Annotated in this window: 21 protein-coding genes; 19 read left to right on the top strand and 2 right to left on the bottom strand. The window is 34.8% G+C overall.

Annotated features, from left to right (window positions below; genetic code table 11):
• Positions 1-185: 185 nt before the first annotated feature.
• The 6 genes from VHP32_10210 to VHP32_10185 all read left to right on the top strand — a co-directional run bounded on the left by VHP32_10210 (position 186) and on the right by VHP32_10185 (position 2,410).
• Positions 186-413, top strand: coding sequence for a hypothetical protein (locus VHP32_10210; GenBank protein HEX2788270.1), 228 nt, complete (start codon positions 186-188; stop codon positions 411-413).
• A gap of 22 nt (positions 414-435) precedes the next feature.
• Complete coding sequence (locus tag VHP32_10205; protein HEX2788269.1) at positions 436-645, top strand: hypothetical protein; 210 nt, start codon at positions 436-438, stop codon at positions 643-645.
• A gap of 19 nt (positions 646-664) precedes the next feature.
• Entirely contained in the window at positions 665-853 is a 189-nt protein-coding gene (locus VHP32_10200) for a hypothetical protein (GenBank protein ID HEX2788268.1), read from the top strand.
• 45 nt (positions 854-898) lie between these two features.
• Positions 899-1,078, top strand: a complete 180-nt coding sequence (locus VHP32_10195; GenBank protein ID HEX2788267.1) for a hypothetical protein — start codon at positions 899-901, stop codon at positions 1,076-1,078.
• 228 nt (positions 1,079-1,306) lie between these two features.
• Positions 1,307-1,573, top strand: coding sequence for a hypothetical protein (locus VHP32_10190; GenBank protein ID HEX2788266.1), 267 nt, complete (start codon positions 1,307-1,309; stop codon positions 1,571-1,573).
• A gap of 102 nt (positions 1,574-1,675) precedes the next feature.
• Complete coding sequence (locus VHP32_10185; protein ID HEX2788265.1) at positions 1,676-2,410, top strand: ABC transporter ATP-binding protein; 735 nt, start codon at positions 1,676-1,678, stop codon at positions 2,408-2,410.
• On the opposite strand, the gene VHP32_10180 is transcribed toward VHP32_10185, so the two are convergent.
• The gene (locus VHP32_10180; protein ID HEX2788264.1) at positions 2,411-3,397 is read right to left on the bottom strand and encodes a phosphate acyltransferase; all 987 of its coding nucleotides are present in this window, start codon (positions 3,395-3,397) and stop codon (positions 2,411-2,413) included. It abuts the gene before it with no gap.
• Between the two features lie 80 nt (positions 3,398-3,477).
• On the bottom strand, positions 3,478-4,623 hold the full coding sequence (gene mnmA, locus VHP32_10175) for a tRNA 2-thiouridine(34) synthase MnmA (protein ID HEX2788263.1): 1,146 nt from the start codon (positions 4,621-4,623) through the stop codon (positions 3,478-3,480).
• A gap of 131 nt (positions 4,624-4,754) precedes the next feature.
• Between mnmA and VHP32_10170 the strand changes: the two genes are divergently transcribed.
• The 13 genes from VHP32_10170 (at position 4,755) to VHP32_10110 (ending at position 19,945) form a co-directional block, all read left to right on the top strand.
• Positions 4,755-5,975: a T9SS type A sorting domain-containing protein gene (locus tag VHP32_10170; protein HEX2788262.1), complete on the top strand. Its 1,221-nt coding sequence runs from the start codon at positions 4,755-4,757 to the stop codon at positions 5,973-5,975.
• 110 nt (positions 5,976-6,085) lie between these two features.
• Complete coding sequence (locus VHP32_10165) at positions 6,086-6,577, top strand: hypothetical protein (protein ID HEX2788261.1); 492 nt, start codon at positions 6,086-6,088, stop codon at positions 6,575-6,577.
• 129 nt (positions 6,578-6,706) lie between these two features.
• Positions 6,707-9,112 (top strand): phenylalanine--tRNA ligase subunit beta, encoded by a 2,406-nt coding sequence (gene pheT / locus VHP32_10160; GenBank protein HEX2788260.1) that lies wholly within the window; start codon positions 6,707-6,709, stop codon positions 9,110-9,112.
• A 3-nt stretch (positions 9,113-9,115) separates the two neighbouring features.
• A complete protein-coding gene (locus VHP32_10155) occupies positions 9,116-9,505 on the top strand; it encodes a hypothetical protein (GenBank protein ID HEX2788259.1) in 390 nt (129 codons plus the stop codon).
• 37 nt (positions 9,506-9,542) lie between these two features.
• On the top strand, positions 9,543-9,842 hold the full coding sequence (locus VHP32_10150; GenBank protein HEX2788258.1) for a cell division protein ZapA: 300 nt from the start codon (positions 9,543-9,545) through the stop codon (positions 9,840-9,842).
• A gap of 421 nt (positions 9,843-10,263) precedes the next feature.
• Entirely contained in the window at positions 10,264-11,952 is a 1,689-nt protein-coding gene (rny, locus tag VHP32_10145; protein HEX2788257.1) for a ribonuclease Y, read from the top strand.
• Between the two features lie 45 nt (positions 11,953-11,997).
• Positions 11,998-12,606, top strand: coding sequence for a dephospho-CoA kinase (gene coaE, locus VHP32_10140; GenBank protein ID HEX2788256.1), 609 nt, complete (start codon positions 11,998-12,000; stop codon positions 12,604-12,606).
• 246 nt (positions 12,607-12,852) lie between these two features.
• Positions 12,853-13,758: a DUF3800 domain-containing protein gene (locus VHP32_10135; protein ID HEX2788255.1), complete on the top strand. Its 906-nt coding sequence runs from the start codon at positions 12,853-12,855 to the stop codon at positions 13,756-13,758.
• A 172-nt stretch (positions 13,759-13,930) separates the two neighbouring features.
• Positions 13,931-14,410 (top strand): HNH endonuclease, encoded by a 480-nt coding sequence (locus tag VHP32_10130; protein HEX2788254.1) that lies wholly within the window; start codon positions 13,931-13,933, stop codon positions 14,408-14,410.
• Between the two features lie 92 nt (positions 14,411-14,502).
• The gene (locus VHP32_10125) at positions 14,503-15,984 is read left to right on the top strand and encodes an aldehyde dehydrogenase family protein (protein ID HEX2788253.1); all 1,482 of its coding nucleotides are present in this window, start codon (positions 14,503-14,505) and stop codon (positions 15,982-15,984) included.
• A 127-nt stretch (positions 15,985-16,111) separates the two neighbouring features.
• A complete protein-coding gene (locus tag VHP32_10120) occupies positions 16,112-16,672 on the top strand; it encodes a GNAT family N-acetyltransferase (GenBank protein ID HEX2788252.1) in 561 nt (186 codons plus the stop codon).
• A 12-nt stretch (positions 16,673-16,684) separates the two neighbouring features.
• A complete protein-coding gene (locus VHP32_10115; protein HEX2788251.1) occupies positions 16,685-18,385 on the top strand; it encodes a polysaccharide biosynthesis protein in 1,701 nt (566 codons plus the stop codon).
• A 21-nt stretch (positions 18,386-18,406) separates the two neighbouring features.
• Positions 18,407-19,945, top strand: a complete 1,539-nt coding sequence (locus tag VHP32_10110; GenBank protein HEX2788250.1) for an NADH-quinone oxidoreductase subunit M — start codon at positions 18,407-18,409, stop codon at positions 19,943-19,945.
• Positions 19,946-19,992 lie beyond the last annotated feature (47 nt).

Here is a 19,992-nt window from a genome sequence, read left to right as displayed (position 1 = left end):
GCATAATTATTTAAAAAAGCAATAGAAAAATGCAGCTTTCAGAAACTTTTTTTGTTGGAAAACGAGGAGCATTTCAGGTTTTTTTTCCTTTGCTTTGATATTTCAGTATCTTTAACTTTGTATAAGTTTATTAAATGAAACAAAATTTTAAAAATAAAATCATTAAAAAAGCGGGGGCTATCAAAATGAAAAATTTAATATTAGGTTTAATCTTAACTGTAGTTTCAATCAGCGGTTTAACCGGATTCGTGAATACTGCTACTGCAGCAGAAACAACTACTTCAGTTGTTAATACTGTTTCTCAATACAGATATGAATACAAAAGACTTAACAGCCAATGGGTGTTAAGAATGACTTACAGAGAATCTGATAACAGATTAGTTGACATCGATATAATCCACGAGGATAACTAATTAACACACAATTTAAAATTAAATGAAAAGCATCACAAAAATGAAAAAAGTAATATTAGGAATAGTTTTAACAATTATCTCAGTAACCGGTTTCGGATTAAACACCGGCTATGCAGACCAATATATTTATGAATACAGAGATATAGGAAATGATATGGTATTGAAGACCACTTATGATTCAGAAGATGATATGAGAATAGTTGAAGTTGAAATTATCCATGAGGATAATTAAATCTTAAAAGTTTAAAGCCATGAAAAAAATAATATTAGGTTTAATCTTAACAATAATTTCAGTAACAGGCATTGGCTTAAATAACAGCTATGCTGAGGATTGTTACTATACATATCATCCGATTGGAAATGATAGAGTTTTGGTGAAAACATACAGATGTTCCGATGATAGATTAATCGCTGTTGACATAATCCACGAAGACAATTAATTCGTATATAAAACTAAAAAGTTTATAAATTAAGAAAGGGCAAAAATGAAAACTCTATTATTCTCATTACTCTTGACAATCATCTCATTAGTCGGCATTAAAAGTTCTTTTGCTACTCAATATATTTATGAGTACAGAGACCTCGGCAATGATACAACCATGATTCTTACTTATGAAGAACAAGATATGACATTGGTTGATGTTGAGATTGTTGAAAATCCGTAATTCAAATTAGTTAATTGAATAAGCTTTTCACAGTTATTTAATGTAACCGTGATAACCCCCAACCCCTCTTTTTTAGAGCAAAAAGAGGGGATATTTTTATTTTGAAAGGCAACATATTCAAAACGAAACAAAAATAAATAAAATATACTTCACCCTGCACTCTATAATATGATGTATAATGGAGACAGGGATTTTGTGTCTAATGCCGTTTTTTAAAGAATTATTGAATTGAGAGATTTAAAAAAATATATCGGTTATACATATTGCGGTCTGACAAATGATATTCAGTCCGAAAAACAATTGCATAATAATCCGTCTGATTTTACTGTATTTAAATTTAACTCTCAAAAAATCGCCAAATCCTGGATAAGAACAATGCTGAAGATGAATTACAGCATAGGTGAACAAAATCATATTGACTGGCAATATGGTTATCTCTACACTGTTTCAGAACGCACGAGCGAACTGAACCGCCGCACACAATTAGCAGATTAATCTTATTCACACCTCCATTTTATTACTTTATTTCCTCCACTCTTTCATAACAAAGATTTGTTTTTAAATTTTATTTAGGACTTCAAAACCCTAAATTGCATCATGATTGAAATTAAAAATCTCAAAAAAAGCTTCGGTAAAAATAAAGTTCTGGATGGAGTGAACCTTAAGATTACTGATGGGGAAACCCTGGTAATTATCGGAAGAAGCGGATGCGGAAAATCTGTTCTGTTAAAGCATATAATAGGGTTGTTAAAACCTGATGAAGGTGAAGTCCTCATAGAAGGAAAAAATATCGTTACGATGGGCGAAAAAGAATTATATGCCGTAAGAAAAAAATTCGGTTTTCTTTTTCAGGGAGCTGCTCTTTTTGACTCAATGTCAGTTGGTGAAAACGTAGGGTTATTTCTTAAAGAAAATACAAGCATGTCTCCTGATGAAATAGAAAAAGTAATCGAGGAAAAGCTTGATATTGTGGGCTTAAAAAAAATAGAACATATGATGCCTGCTGATTTATCAGGCGGTATGAAAAAAAGAGTTTCCTTGGCTCGCTCGCTTGCTTCTGACCCGGAATATATTCTTTATGATGAACCGACTACTGGACTCGATCCGGTCATGAGCGACCAGATTGACGACCTTATTAAAGACCTTGCTGAAAAACTTAAAGTAACTTCTATTGTAGTAACACATGATATCTTCAGCGTATATGACGTTGCGGATAGGGTAGCAATGATGCATGAAGGAAAGATTTATTTTGAGGGAACTCCGCAGGAACTTACGGATTCGAAAGATGAACTAATTAGAAATTTCCTCCATAGAACAAAGAAAACTCTTTAATCAGAACTTCGAAATTACATATGACATATTCACTATGTCGCTAACTTCACAACCTCTTGATAAGTCCATAACAGGTTTTGCAAGCCCCTGAACAATAGGTCCTGTTGCGATGGCTCCTCCGATTCTTTCTGTAATTTTATATGCGATATTACCTGCATTCAAATCAGGAAATATAAATACATTTGCGTCACCTTTAATTGATCCCTTTGGATTTTTTCTCTTCGCAACATTTGGAACAAACGCCGCATCGAACTGGAGCTCTGCATCTGCAATCAATTTCGGTTCACGCTTTTTAGTCAGTTCATAAGCTTGAAGGATTTTATCAAGACTTGCATCTTTTGCACTTCCTTTTGTTGAGAAAGAAAGAAATGCAATTTTTGGAGTTATCGATGTTAATTTCTTATAATTCTTTGCGGTTTGAATTGCAATATCTGACAACTGCTCAACCGTCGGATTTGGAATCACCCCGCTGTCAGCATAAGCAAGAATTTTATCTTTATGCGGACTAGTCTTCGGAAAATGAAAAAGAAAAAATGATGAAACTGTTTTGTTGTTTTCAGCAAGCCCGACAACCGAAATCGATGCCCTCAAAACATCAGTGGTAGAATAAATGCTTCCTGCAATCACTCCATCAGCATAGCCGTTTCTCAAAAGCATGCATGAAAAAATCAGCGGGTCGCTCAAATCTCGTTTGCATTGTTCAATAGTAATCTCAGGTCTTTTTGCTTTCTTTAAGGCAAAATAATCATCTAAAAACTGTTCATTAAAATTAATGTCTATTATATCTAATAACTCAGAATCATTGAAATGCTTTGATAAATCTTTCCCGGTATTTATTAAAATGACCTTTGCAGATTTCTCTTTTAATATAACTCTCGTAGCCCAGATAATTCTTTCATCATACGATTCGGGAAAGATTATCGTCTTAATTTTTCTACCGGATTTAAGATGAAGTATGTTTTTAAGAGTCATAAAAATTGAAGTCATTCCCGCGAAAGCGCGGGGGGAACCCTTTGGGTCATCCCAAGCGTTGACCCTGAATAAAGTTCAGGGTGACAAAATTTGAACTATTTCAAAATTCTATCAATTATCCCGCCACCAATAACATCATCGTCGTCATAAAAAACTGCCGATTGCCCGGGTGTAATTGACTTCTTCGGTTCGGAAAACGTTACTTTTATATGTGTATCATCAATTTGCTCTATAATAGCAGATGCACCGTCGTCTTTATAACGGATTTTTACACGAACTTCCATCGGTTTATCTAATTTATCGATTTTCATCAGGTTAATTTCTCGAACAATAAATGAAGAATTATATAAATTTTCTTCATCATCTATTACAACGATATTATGCTCAGGGTCGATTTTAGAAACATATACCGGCTTGCCAAGCGCAACATTAAGACCGCGTCTTTGACCAATTGTATAATTTGGAAATCCTTTGTGTGTTCCAATTTTTTTATCTTTATAAACTAAATCACCCTCTTTAAATTTTTCTGCAAAATCAGGAATGCGGATTTGCAGAAGCTCACGGTAGTTATCATTTGGTACAAAACATATTTCCTGTGAGTCGGGAGTATTCGCCGGCTTCAATCCAAGTTCCCCGGCAATTTTCCTTATTTCAGGTTTTGTGTATCCGCCGAGAGGGAAGAGTGTCTTGCTCAATGCTTCCTGTGAAACTCTCCACAATGCATAAGACTGGTCTTTTTGTTTATCGACTGCAACACTCACAAAATGTCTTTTTGTGTTTTCGTCGTAATCCAGTTTTGCATAATGTCCCGTTGCAATATATGAAGCGCCGAGTGATTCTGCTTTTCTCAAAAGCGCACCCCACTTGATTTCTTTGTTGCAAAGGACACAAGGGTTTGGAGTATTACCTTTCATATATTCATCGACAAAATTACTTATAACTATATCATTAAAAGTATCAGTAAAATCCAGAGTATAATGCGGAAAGCCAAGCTCAGTTGCAACGTTTCGCGCACTATAAATAGTTTCAAGCGAACAGCATCCTGAATCTTTTTCGGGAATGTCATCATATCCCCAGGTCTTCATAGTAATCCCGATAAGGTTATAACCCTGCTCCTTCAATAAATAAGCCGCAACGGAAGAATCAACCCCACCGCTCATCGCCACTACTACAGTAATCCCCTTTTGAGAAGGGTGTCCCGCAGGGACGGGGTGTGTAATATTTTTATTCTTTTCTGTCATTTACTGATTATACAAAAATACTCATAATTAAGTTTTATTTTGAGGCAGAAAAATGCGTTAATTCACAAATAAGGAAATTTGTCTTTTGAAGATAAGAATTAATGTATTATTTTTATAAAAAGCACTAATTGATGAGATTTTTAATCATATTATTATTTTGTTCATTATTACCCAAAGCAATATTTCCCCAATCTAACTGGAATGAAATTTTAAATTTAGAAACTACAGTTAATATTACTGGCATTCATTTTTTAAATAATGATACAGGCTGGGTATGCGCAGATGCAAATTCTCACATAAAAGTTTTAAAAACGTATGATAACGGTAAAAATTGGGACACAAGTTTAATACAATCTAGCTATACACCGGAAGATATTTACTTTATTAATATTAATACGGGATTTATTGCCTGTAATAGCGGTAAAATTTATAAAACAACTAATGGAGGAGATGATTGGTTTTTATCAAGCTGTATTGAATGCGGGACTGAAGATGATTTTCTTCAAGTTATTTTCATAAATGAAAACACAGGTTTTGCACCCGGAGGTTCTCTTTATAAAACAGTAGATGCTGGTAATAATTGGTATAAAATTCCTGAGGTGCCTAATGCTTTATTTGGATTTTTCCATCCGCTATATAATGATTGGTTATTCAGTTATAATAGTTATAAATCAACAGACAATGGAAGCAATTGGATTAATTCAGTAACAATTCCTCCACTAACGCAGGGTTGGTTTATAAATAATACATCAGGATGGGCTATTGGTGGCCATTCAAGCACACAACATATTTATAAAACCATAAATGGTGGAGAAAGCTGGACACTAATTAAAAGTCCTCAAATTCAATACGCAAAACTTCAGTCGATTTCATCTGATACAGTTTGGGTTGCATCTGAAAATAAAATTTTAAGAACATATAACTCTGGAGTTAACTGGACATTATTTGAATTTCCATACTTTGGATATTATCATTCAGATTTTCAATTTGTAAGTGGAAAAACCGGATGGGTTGCATCAAAAAATAAATTGTTTTATACAGATAACGGAGGTAGTGTCAGTATTAATTTGATTTCAAACGAAATTCCTTCTCAATACCATCTCTCTCAAAACTATCCAAATCCATTTAACCCTATTACTAAAATTCAATATCAAATTCCTAAATCCGGATTTGTGAGTATCAAAGTTTATGATATTAACGGTAAAGAAATAGTCACACTCGTTAATGAAAATCATCAGGCAGGGACTTTTGAAGCAATATTCGACGGCAGCAATTCTGCAAGCGGAATTTATTTTTACAGGATTCAGGCAGGGGATTTTGTCGAAACTAAGAAAATGATGCTAACAAAATAGCTTAAATTCCATTTATTCAATAAATTAGGATGAAAATTAACATTGTTTTTACTTCTTGAATACCTTAATTTTAAGCTAATTTTTTAAATAAAGCTACAGGGAGCTAAAAAATGATCAAAAAACTATTAGTAATTTTCTCTCTTGCGTTTGCTTTTTCGTTCGGCAGTGTGCTCGCAGATTTCTCAGAGGCGTTTGCTAAGAATGAGAATAAAACCGAGCAGACTAACAGAAGAAAGAAAAAGAAAAGCAGCAAGAAAAAAACCAAAAAATCTTCAGGAAAAAAGAAATCTACAGGAAAGAAAAAATATTCCTCAAAGAAGAAAACCGGAAAAAAATACACGGGTAAAAAGAAATATTCCGGAAAGAAGAAATACACTTCCAAAAAGAAAAAAGGAAAAAGATACGCTTCTAAGAAAAGAAAAAGTTCAAGAAAATACACTTCAAGAAGCTATACACCGAGATATTCAAACACAACTTCAGGACCAAACACATACACTCCTCCAAAAACTTACGGGTCAGATGACAATAGTAATGTAGGAAGAGAATATCAGAGAAGTTCTGATGAAAGCGGTTTCAAAAAAGAACCAAAGAAAGACGATTAATTAATTTGGTGTGATGATTTTACAGAAAAGGTTATCCTGAGAAATCGGGATAACCTTTTTTTATTTAAATTTAATCTGTCAAACCGATTAAGTATATTTGTTAAATAAATATTAAGATAATAGAAATAAGTGAAGATAAGTTTAAACTGGCTTAAAGATTACATACCGGATTTAAAGCTTGATAACCTCGATAAATTCGTTGATGACCTTGTCGAATTGGGTTTTGACATAGAATCAATTGAGAATGAAGGCGATATTTTCAAGAATTTCGTCGTTGGGGAAGTTATTGAAAAAGCTAAGCATCCTGATGCAGATAAATTGAGCTTATGCAAGGTAAATGTGGGCGGGAGCGAACTTTTGAACATCGTTTGCGGCGCTCCGAACGTTGAAGCCGGACAAAAGGTCTGTGTTGCTATGATTGGCGCAATTGTGCCGAACGGACAGTTTGAAATCAAAAAATCCAAAATCCGCGGAGCAGTTTCTGAAGGAATGATTTGCTCTGCAAAAGAGCTTAACTTAACCGACGACCATTCGGGAATAATGGTGCTTGATGCTAACGCAAAACCCGGGACTCCATTTTCAGATTTTTTAGATAAGAACGATTATATATTCGATATCTGGGTTCCCCCAAATCGCGGTGACCTTTCTTCTCATATCGGCATGGCTCGCGAAATTGCCGCATTGTATAATTTAAAGCTTAATATTCCTAAAACTGATAAAAATTATAAAGACGGTGTTGGTCAGACTCAAGACTTTATAAAAATCTCAATTGAGGACAAAGAAAATTGCAAAAGATTTACAGGCAGGTTAATCAAAGATATTAAAGTCGGTGAATCTCCCGACTGGCTCAAGAAAAAACTTATTGCAGTCGGACTTCGTCCTATAAATAATATTGTTGATATCACGAACTATGTAATGTTTGAAACAGGTCAGCCGCTTCATGCATTCGATTACGATAAAATTCGCGGTAAAGAAATAATCGTTAAACGCGCAAACAAAGGCGATAAATTCACGACTCTTGACTCAAAACAGCGTGAGTTAAATGAAAACTCGCTTATGATTTGCGATAAAAACGGTTATGTAGGCATTGCAGGAATAATGGGCGGGGAAAACTCTGAAATCACAAGTGACACAAAGAATTTCTTTCTTGAAGTAGCTTATTTCAATCCAATCAGCATCCGCAAGAATGCAAAACGCTTGGGAATGCTGACAGATGCTTCGACAAGATTCGAGAAAGGTGTTGACATAAACGGAGTTGAACAAGCTTCACTACGGGCAACACACTTAATAAAAGAACTTGCAAACGGGAAAGTATCGGATGACTTATATGATGTTTACCCTGAAAAATTTGCTTCTATTGAAATCGGCATAAGAGCGCAAATGGCATCAAAAGTTATTGGAGTTGATATAACCGAAGATGAAATTAAAAGCTTGCTTGAGAAAATCGAAATTAAGTTCATCAAGAAAGACGGTGACAACTTAATTTTTGCTATTCCTGAATTCCGAAGATATGATATTGAAAGAGAATATGACCTTATAGAAGAAGTTATGCGATTAAAAGGTTACAATACCGTTCGGGCAGAAGAACGGGTGACAATGAGTTTTTCTTCAGATGATAAATACACCGAAGAGTATTTAAAGACGTTGGACATTAAAGATTACCTCACAGGTCGTGGATTTAATGAGATAATTACACAGACAATCCAGAACAGCGAGTTGATAAAAATTTTTGGTATCAACCCTGTGCTTTTGGAAAATCCGCAATCAGCAGAGCTTAATGCACTTAGAGTAAATCTTGATATAGGATTGCTTAGAGTTGTTAAGAATAACATAAATCATTCAGGTAAAGAGATTTCACTTAAGCTTTATGAAGCCGGGAAGATATTCAGAAATGGAAATAAGTACATTGAGAATAATGAGTTAACAATGGCATTTTATGGACTTTATGACTTTAAAACACATAAGTTGCAGAAAAGACGGTATGATATATTCGATGTTAAAGGTGAAATCGAAATGTTCTTGCAAAGAATGAATATTGAAAATGTTAAATTATTTTATTATAATGACTTAGCTTATAGTTCTAATTTCATTGAAGTTAGGATTTCTGACAGGACGATAGGAAAAATTTACAAAGCTAACGCTGATTTACTGAATAAATTTGAGATTGAAGGTGATGTATTCATAGGTTCTTTGAATTTAGATTTGATAATTCCACCAAGCTTTAGGAAGAATTATTACCGGGAAATATCAAAATTCCCTGTTGTTAAGCGTGACCTGGCAATTGTGGTTGACAAAAAGACGAAGTATGAAGAACTGGTGAAGATTTTGAATAGCAAAAATGCTGAAAATCTGAAATCGGTTGAGTTATTTGACATATATGAAGATGATAAGCTTGGTAAAGATAAAAAAAGTCTGGCATTTTCATTGGAGTTTTTATCTAAAGACAAAACTTTAAGCGATGAAGAAGTTAATGCCCAGATAAAAAAGCTGGTTAAAAAACTTGAGAGTGAAACAGGAGCTGTTTTAAGAAACTAAAATATGAAAAATAACTTGTTCGATTCCAATCGTGATAATCTCAGCTACTTAAAGGAAGTTGAGTTAAGCGCATTGGATAATCTTTATAATAAAGTTAAGCTTTTGATTGGACGGCTTAACGAAAGCAAGCAGGAAAATTTCAATCTTGCAGATGCGAACAAGGAGTTGAACATAAAAATCAACGATTTGAAATTACAGCTGACGAAACTGAATTCATCGTTGGTATTAAAGGATAAAGAATTATCCGAATTAAAGAGTTTGTTATTGAAAACCAATACAAGTACGGGTTATTCACAAGACAAAGACGTAATTAAGTCAAGAATTAAAGAATTAATATCAAGAATTGATGTACATCTTGATAGTTATGGTAATAATCGTGAGTACGATGAGTAGTAGTTTGACCGTTTAAAAATCAAATTTAAACAACTTAATGCAAAATCAGGGAATCAAGGTCAGAATATTTAACAGCGAGTACAATCTCCAGGGGGAAAATGCCGCTGAGGTCGAAAGATTGGCAAATTATGTTGATAACATGATGCAGAAAATAAATTACGAATCACCCAATCAGTCAGTTGAAACAATTGCGGTGGTTTCTGCATTAAATGCAGCAGAGACTATGTTTAAGGAAAAGGATAATGCGAAAAAGATTGAACATGAACAGCTTTCACATATCGACAAATGTTCTGATAAAATTGATGAGATTTCCAGATTAATAGATGAGAATTTGTAATCGTTCTTTACATAAATAGCTCAGAGTCTAACCGCACGGACTCCCTACGGTCAAACATTATAAAAAACCAATTACTATAGTTATTGGGAGGCAAGCTTTCGCAGATGTCAATTACAGGCCTCGTCTCACTTCTTGAGAATGAGTCCCGGTGTATCACCGGGTAACGAACAGTGGAAGTAAACGACATTTTGGCACCACCCACCGTATTTCAAAAGAGGTTTTCTTATAACCTTTGAAGAGGGATGTTCCGTTGCGGTTTTTTTATTTGCATTTTTGAAATTTTTTAGGGAGTCATTCCCGTGAAAACGGGGGGTTACCCTTTGGGTCATCCCAAGATTTAAAATTAATAACTAAATAAATATTATATATATAAGCTCAATATAATCATCCGAATATGATTATGAGCTGAAGGAAGAATAAAATGGGAGCATTACAGGAAATCGAACTATTCATATTTATACCCGTCATTGTTGTGTTGTGTTTAGCGATGTTTTTCTTAGGATGGTATATACAATCCAAAATTAATAAATCGAAAATCTCAGATGCCGAATCAGTTGCCGGCAAACTTTTATCAGAAGCCGAAAAGAAATTAAAAGAAGCGGAAGCAAAATCCAAAGAAGTCATTCATGCAGCCGAAAAAAGAGCAAAAGACTATATATCGGATGCGGAAAAAGCTTCGCAGAATTTAAAGAAAGAAAAGCTTCTTGAAGTAAAGGACGAATTTTATAAAAGAAAACAGAAGTTCGATGAAGACGTTAAAGAACGTGAAAAAGATGTAGTTGAATCCGAGAAAAGATTAAAAGAAGCAAAAGAAATTTTATCGAAAGAAAAAGATGAATTTGTTAAGAAAGAAAAACAAATTCAAACATTAGAGAACCAGCTTAATAATAAAATTACAGAGCTTGAAAAAAAACAGGCTGAGATAGAAACACAAATAACCGAGGTCAGCAATCTTGTCAATGAACAAAAAGTTAAGCTTCAGAGAATTTCAGGATATACGGAAGAAGAAGCAAAAAAAGAATTGTTCAATAACTTAGTTGAGCAAGTTAAAATGGAATGCCAGCAAAAGCTTCAAGATATCCGTGATGAAATGAAGCAGGAAGGCAATCGCATTGCAAAGAATATAATCATTCAGGGCATTCAGCGTTCAGCAGCAGACCATTCGGTCGAAACAACTGTTTCTGTATTACAAATAAATTCAGATGAGTTAAAAGGACGTATCATTGGTAAAGAAGGAAGAAACATCCGAGCATTTGAAGCATGCACAGGTGTTGATATAATCGTAGATGATACTCCTGAAGCGATTATCATTTCGGGATTTGATCCGTTCAGACGTGAAGTTGCAAGAATAGCAATGGAACGCTTGATTGCAGACGGTAGAATTCACCCGTCAAGAATTGAAGAAATTGTCGAGAAAGTTCAGAAAGAACTTTATGAAGAAATTATAAAAGTCGGTGAACAGACTTTGATCGAAATGGGAGTAACCGGTGTTCATCGCGACATCATAACTCTTATCGGTAGAATGAAATATCGTTCGAGTTATGGACAGAATGTTCTTAATCACTCAATAGAAGTTGGACATATTGCAGGAATAATGGCGGCAGAGCTTGGACTCGATGCAAATATTGCAAAACGCGCAGGTCTCTTGCATGACATGGGTAAGACAATCGACAGAAACATCGAAGGACCTCATGCAATTCTCGGTTATGAAGTTGCAAAGCGCTGTAAAGAAAACTGGATTGTCTGCAACTCAATCGGCGCACACCATGATGAAATGCCTATGGAACACCCCATCGCAGTGCTTGTTCAGGCAGCAGATGCAATCAGCGGAGCAAGACCCGGAGCAAGACGTGAATCAGTGGAGGCATACTCAAAACGACTTGAAAAACTTGAATCAATCGGAAATAACTTTGACGGTGTATCAAAAACATTTGCAATTCAGGCGGGCAGGGAAGTCCGCGTTATAGTCGAACCGGATTCGATAACAGATATTCTTCAGGACCAACTAGCATCTGACATTGCACATAAAATACAGGAAGAAATGGAATATCCGGGTCAAATAAAGGTGAATGTCATCAGAGAACGAAGGTCTATTGCATATGCTAAATAATATTACTATCATTGTTAACACCTGTAACCTGAGAAGAATCTATAGATGAAAACCCTCAAAAATAAATTAATAATCGGAATAACCGGCGGAATGGGTTCGGGCAAAACCGAAGTATGCAGAAAACTTGCCGATGCGGGATTTAAAGTGTTATACTCCGACCTTATTGCCAAAGAATTATACCATAAGAATAAAAATCTTGCAGTAGAAATGGTAAAGGAATTCGGGAAAGGGATTCTTAACTATAAAGGACTTATTAATCTTGCAAAGCTTAGAGAAGAAATTTTTAAGAATGATGCTAACTATAATAAAATAAACAAAATCGTTCATCCTGTTGTTATTGATTATATCAAACGCCAGATTTCGAGAAGCAAAGAAAAAATGATTATAGTTGAGTCTGCAGTCTTATTTGAAAGCGGGCTTGATAAGGAAATGAGTTATGTTATTCTTGTTTATGCAAATAAAAAGAACCGTATTCAGAGAATTATGGAGCGTGACGGTGCAAAAAAAGCTGATGTAGAAAGAATAATGAAATATCAGGATGATGACAAAACCAAAATTGAGAAATGCGATTTTGTTCTTGTTAATAATAAAGATATAGAACATCTTGGTGAACAAGCAGATTTTTTAATAAAAGTTTTAAACGCTTTGAAATAAGGTTAGTTTTGACAAATTAATCTATCTAAACTTTTATTAATACAGGATATTAGCGATTTTATGGAACTATATAAGATAAATAATTGTCTAATATATTATAATGTAATGCAATTTGATTTTAAGACTTGATTATTAAATAAGTCTGTAGTATTATTAAATGCGTCTGGAACGAGTCGCTTAGCGCCTCAAAGAGAGGGTTTAACCCTCATCTCCAGTCGCATTTTTCTTATATAAGCCAATTATCCCATGTATTTTTGTTATTTAGATGAATCTGGAACTTCAGATATTCCAGGTAACTCTCAACATTTTATTTTAGCAGGTTTAGCAATTCCTAACCATTTTTGGAAGAATTGCGAAAAAGAAATTAACTTTATAAAGAAAAAATATTTATTGGAATCTGCTGAAATTCATACAGGATGGTTATTACGAAAATATTCTGAACAAAATAGAATACCTGACTTTGATAAAATGACCTATATTCAGAGAAAAGTTGAAGTTCAAAATATTAGAAATGCAGAATTATTAAGGCTTCAACGAACACATAGAACTAAAAATCAATACAGACAAACTAGAAAAAATTATAAACAAACTGCTTCGTATATTCATTTAACTTTTGATGAGAGAAAATCATTTGTAAAAGAAGTTGTCGTCAAAGTAGGAAGTTGGGGCTTTGCAAGACTCTTTGCTGAATGCATTGATAAAACATTTTTTAATCCGACTATTGCTCCCTCAACAATCGACGAACAAGCTTTCGAGCAGGTAGTATCTAGATTTGAGCAATTTCTTAATAATTCTGGAGGAGAGCATCTTGGTATTTTAATTCACGATAATAACGAAACTGTAGCAAGGAAGCATACAGAGTTAATGAAACAATTTTATTCAAAAGGAACTCTATGGACAAATATAGAAAAGATAATCGAAACTCCTCTATTTGTTAATTCTGAGTTAACAAGTATGATTCAGATTGCAGATGTCTGCGCGTATTCAATACGCAGATATTTAGAAAATGATGAAACTGAATTGTTTGATGAGATATATAAGCGTGCTGACAGAAAGAAAAATGGTGTTGTTGTAGGTATTAGACATTTCTCAAACTCTTCTTGTAAATGTCAAATCTGTGCAAGTCATAAAACCCCTACTACAAAAGTTTAAATTAAATTTAATCTCTTTTAAATTTAATCTCTTTTAAGCTATTGCTATTCACTTCTATTCTCTCTAATTTTAATGATAGTGGTAAAATACTAGAGAGGAGATTAGTTCCTTCGACAATGATAAAAAATTCCATAGCAACGGTAAACCCGTATCTTTAAACGGCAAGGTTTTGGTGCTTAACCAGAACTATGAGCCGCTTACTATCTGTAACGTCCGTCGTGCAATAATTCTCACATATTTAGGTAAAGCTGAAGTTGTAAGCAAGATTAATACAAAGTTCGTTAAATCTGTATTCCATACATTTGAATATCCCAGTATAGTCCGTCTTGTGTATTTCATCCGCATACCTTACAAGAAAATCATTCTTTCAAGGAAAAATATTCTTCGCCGTGACGGCCACAGATGCCAATACTGTCATACAACGCAAAATCTGACTGTTGACCACGTCGTGCCGAAATCAAAAGGCGGTGAGGATTCATGGGAAAATCTCACGACTGCCTGCATAAAGTGCAACAATAAAAAAGGCGACCGCTCGCCTGAAGATGCAAAAATGACTTTGCATACGATACCGAAACGTCCTTCTCATATCACTTTCATCAAGAACTTCGCTGGCAACGTTGACGAAGACTGGAAGCCGTATCTTTATATGTAATAAAGATATACCCATTTCCATTTATAAAATCCCCCAAAATCAGTAAATTTGTAATTACGCATTTCTAACATTCTAAAAATTCAAATTATTTCATGGAAAAATATTTATTGTATATAGACGGAAAATTCAGGGAATCTTCCGATAAAAAGACATTTATTTCTTATAATCCTGCCGATGGTTCGGAAGTTGCCGAGCTTGCGCTTGCAACTGTTCAGGATGCAAAAGATGCAATCGATGTAGCTCGTAAAACTTTTGACAGCGGCGTATGGAGCGATATGCCGAAAGAAGAACGAAGCAGAATTATAAAGCAAATTGTTGAAAAGATTAACGAGAACAAAGATAGGTTAACACAGCTTGAAATTGCTGACAGCGGTTCGACTTTCAAGAAAGCTTCAGAAGATATATTTCTTTCTGCAAAAAATCTGAATGGATTTGTTAAGCTTGCGCTTGTTGATTTGAATGAAGTTTCTGATATATCAAAAGAAGGCATCAGCAAAAACTTAATAGTTCGCGAACCGGTTGGTGTTGTATCGCAAATCGTTCCGTGGAATTTTCCGCTTAAAATGATAATATGGAAAATTGGTCCTGCACTTGCTGCAGGCTGCACGATTGTTATTAAACCTGCTTCGATGACTCCTGTTACTGCAATGGAGCTTGCAAAACTTATTGACCAAACTGATTTGCCAAAGGGTGTCATTAATTTTATTACCGGAAGCTCTGAGGTCGGAACTGAAATGGTTACGAATCCGAAAGTCGATAAAGTTGCTTTCACAGGTTCGACTGAAGTCGGAAGAACAATCATGAAAAATGCAGCGCCGACTTTAAAAAAACTTACACTTGAGTGCGGAGGAAAATCTGCTAACATCGTTCTCGATGATGCTGATTTGGAAATGGCAGTTGACGGAGCAATCTATGCAGGATTTTATCATCAGGGACAGTGCTGTGAAGGCGGAACAAGACTACTTGTTCAGGAGGGAATTTATGATGAGTTCATAAAACGAATGAAAGAAAAAATGGAAAAGATGACTGTCGGCGACCCGAAAGATAAAAAGACTGATGTTGGTCCTGTTGTTTCGCAGACGCAATTTGATTCGGTTATGGAATATATCAACATTGCAAAGAATGAAGGCGCAAAAATTTTAACAGGCGGTGAGAGAGTTGGTGATAAAGGATTTTTTATAAAGCCTACCGTATTCATCGATGCGAAAAATGACATGCGTCACGTTCAGGAAGAAATTTTTGGTCCGGTGATTTCTGTTATTAAATTCAAAACAGATGAGGAAGCAATCTCAATTGCAAATGATTCCATCTTCGGACTTGCAGGCGCAGTCTGGTCAAAGAATGACGAGCGTGCATTGAACATTGCAAAGAGACTAAGAACAGGAACGGTCTGGATTAACGAATATCATTTATTGAGCGAACGTGTTCCGTTCGGTGGATACAAACAAAGCGGGATCGGTCGCGAGTTTGGTTTAGAAGGCATAAAAGAATATACCGAAACGAAGCATATTCATATTGATGAAGTAAAAGACAGAAGTAAAAAGTTCTGGTACGGAACGGTCGTACCGAGTTAATTGCCACGAAGACGCAAAAGCGTAAAAAAGAAAGCCTTAACACAAAACCACCAAATCACAAAATTTAAAAGATAAATTTTGTTTGTGTTTTTGTGATTTCGTGTTGTAAATTTTTATGTTGCTTAAAATGAAAATTGCAAAAACCATAAAAGGAAAAAATTGTTCTTTAAAGCTGTTTGAGAAAGATGATAAAAATCTTTTAGAATGTATTAACAAGGTTTTTCACGATGAAAATATAACCGGGTTACTAAATCCTGCATATCCTTTGCAATCAAATAAAAGAAAAGTTTCTGCATGGATAAGAAAGTGTGTGGAGAACCCCGTCGAATACTGGTATGCAATTCTTTCAGGAAGAACCTATATTGGTTACGTTTGCTTCAAGTGGAAGAAGCATTATGATAAGGCGTGTGAAGTTTCAACTGCAATGCTAAGTGAATTCAGAGGGTTAAAATTAGGATTTGAGTCTTCGAAAATACTAGTTGATTATATCGGCACACTTGGCAAATTCGATTATGCAGTAGCTTTTTCAAGCAAAAACAATAAAAAAGCCCAGAACAATCTTAGAAAAATTGGTTTCAGAAAGTCAAAAAGATTATTTAAGGTTATAGAAAAAGAATTTTATAATGAAAATGAACCCAATCCACACGACAGTAAATACATTCTTCTTGCATATAATTTTAATCGTTAAGAAAAAAGTTTAATGGACATACGAAATAAAAAAGTTTTGATTTTAGGCGGGTGGGGACTTGTCGGTTCTGCAATTGCAAGAAAGATAGTTGAAGAAAAACCAAAGCAAATAATTCTCACTTCGCTCAAAGAAAACGAAGCAAAGGAAATTTGCGCAGAGCTGTCCAAAGAATTTAAAAAGCCAAAAAATTATTTTCTTCCGTGGTGGGGAAATATTTTTGTCCGCAATATTTTCAAAGATTTACCCCGAAATAAATATCTCGATGATGAAAACAAACGTAGTATTTTAATACAAGATATAATTGACGAGCTTGATGATAAAATTTATAAAAGTTCATCTCTTTATGCTTTAATAAAGCAATTCAAGCCGCATGTAATTATCGATTGCATCAACACCGCAACCGCAATAGCATATCAAAACACTTACAGCGCTTACAAGGATATTTTCAGACAGACCTCTGATAAGAAAAATACTGATTACGAACGATTAAAAAGCTCAGTTGAAAAATCAATTTCATCTTCTTATATACCACAGCTTATTCGTCACGTTCAGATTCTGAATAATGCAATGGCTGAGTTTAAAACGAAAATTTATGTCAAAGTCGGTACGAGCGGCACGGGCGGAATGGGGCTGAATATTCCTTACACTCACAGTGAAGAAAAACCCTCGCGTGTATTGCTCAGCAAAGCAGCAGTTGCTGGCGCGCATACGTTATTATTATTTTTAATGGCGCGAACACCTGACGGACCAATCGTGAAAGAAGTAAAACCAACCGCATCGATTGCATGGAAGAAAATTTCTTACGGCGACATAAAAAAACAGGGTAAATCTGTTCAGGTTTATGATATAAAGTTTAATGATACTGTTAATCTAAATGGAATATTCGAGAGAAAGCTTAAGAAGGATTTTAAACCCATAAGAAATCTTAAAACGGTTTTCATTGACACAGGAGAAAACGGAATTTTTTCGGCAGGAGAGTTTGAAACGATTTCGACTTTGGGACAGATGGAATTTGTGACTCCCGAAGAAATTGCAGAAAATGTTGTAACCGAAATTCTTGGTGGAAACACCGGACATGACGTTGTAACTGCCCTGGACCAGTCGGAGATGGGCCCGACATATCGCGCGGGTATTCTAAAACAGTATGCTGTTTCAAAAATCAAAGAGCTTGAAAAGAAAAACAAGACTAATTCGGTTGCTTTTGAGATGCTCGGACCTCCGAAACTCTCAAAATTACTTTACGAAATTCATTTAATTAGACTTATTTATAAAAATTTCAATGATTATATTTCAAAGCTAAATAGCAGTCGAACGAAAAAAATCTTGAATTTAGTAAAGCAGAATGATGCTTTAAGAAATGAGATTTTATCGCTTGGTCTGCCTGTTCTTTTACCCGACGGAAAAACATTGTTGAGAGGTCCTCAAGTCATAATTCCTTCCGCAAACGAAGGTGATTTAATCACCATCGATAAGAAAAAAATCAATAAATGGGCTGAAGAAGGATGGGTTGATTTGCGTGATGATAACTGGAAGAAGTGGGAAAAGAGATTTAAGGACATTATGAAAGATGCAGAAAAACACAATGAAGAATTTCTGAGCTCAAGACATTTGTTCAATAATGATTACTGGGATAATTTCGAATCAATCAACATAGGAAAAGTCGTCGGATGGCTTTTCATCAACGAAGAAAAAGGATTAAGAATAAAAAGATAAACTAATAACACATTTAACACATTGAATAACATACTTTCCATACTCATCTTTTTACCGATAATTTTATCACTTCCGATTTTATTTTTTAAAAAAGAAAATGCAACCTTAATTAAGACGTATGCTCTGGCAGTTACTATCATAACTTTCATTGCATCGCTTTTCTTGTATTTCTCTTTCAATCCCGCAAATGGTGACTTCCAATTTGTTGAAAAGACTTTATGGATTTCACTTTTCAATACATATTACTTCCTGGGAATCGATGGGATATCGCTTTTATTAATTGTTCTCTCGACCTTCATAATGCCGCTCTGCATTCTCGCATCGTGGAATACAGTTAATAAGAATTTAAAGAATTATTATTTCTTGCTTTTAATTCTGCTTGGGGGATTAATTGGAGTTTTTTGCGCGCTTGACTTGGTTTTGTTTTATGTTTTCTGGGAATTCATTCTCATTCCAATGTATTTCCTCATCGGTGTTTGGGGCGGTGAAAACAGAATTTATGCTACGGTTAAATTTTTCTTATATACGATGTTCGGTAGTGTTCTTCTGCTTATAGGAATTGTATGGTTAGGGTTTTTGTGTACGCCATTGTTAGGTTCATTTAGCACCGACCTTATTGCACTGAAATCAGTTTCCATGAATTTACCTGTAAACATTCAGACATATTTATTCATATTATTTACATTAAGCTTTCTCATTAAAGTCCCGCTTTTTCCGTTTCACACGTGGCTTCCCGATGCTCACGTTCAGGCACCGACTGCAGGCAGCGTAATTCTTGCTGCGTTGCTTTTAAAAATGGGAACTTATGGTTTAATAAGATTTTCACTCACGCTTTTCCCGGCAGGGTTTATTGTTCTTACTCCATATATAGTAGTTCTGGCAGTAATCGGAATTGTTTATGGTGCCCTACTTTCAATTGTCCAAAAAGACATGAAAAAGTTGGTTGCTTATTCATCCGTCAGCCACCTTGGGTTTATAGTTTTGGGAATTTTTGCTTTGACCACTGAGGCAGTTCAGGGAGGTGTAATCCAGATGATAAACCACGGTTTATCTACGGGTGCTCTGTTCTTAATTGTGGGAATGATCTATGAACGCAGACATACCAAAGAAATCGCACAATTCGGCGGATTAATGAAAGTTATGCCGATTTTTTCAATAATATTTCTTGTCGTTGTATTTTCCTCAATTGGTTTGCCCGGTTTAAACGGTTTCATAGGAGAATTTTTGGTTCTCATTGGCGCGTTCAATGCCCCTAACCTTGGAACCAATGTTTACGTAATTATATCTACAACCGCGGTAATTTTATCTGCCGTATATTTGTTATGGTTATACCAGCGTGTTATGTTGGGACCGGTTGATAAAGAAGAGAACAAGGGCTTAAAAGATATTTCAAAAATGGAGCTTGCATCGATTATCCCGATTATTGTTTTTATAGTATGGATTGGAGTTTCTCCGAATACTTTCTTAAAAATTACCGAAAACAGTGTTAAAAATATTTTAGTTAATTTTGAGCAGGCAAAGACAAGAATGGTATCTGAAAATACGAATTCAGGTAAATAATGAAACAAATAAGATATTTTTATGTTTAATAATAAGTTAAATAATAT

Source organism: Ignavibacteria bacterium, assembly GCA_036262055.1.
Classification (GTDB): domain Bacteria; phylum Bacteroidota; class Ignavibacteria; order Tepidaquicellales; family Tepidaquicellaceae; genus DATAJP01.
The sequence above is the reverse complement of the archived record's forward strand: the minus strand, read 5'-3'. Positions and strand labels throughout refer to the sequence as shown.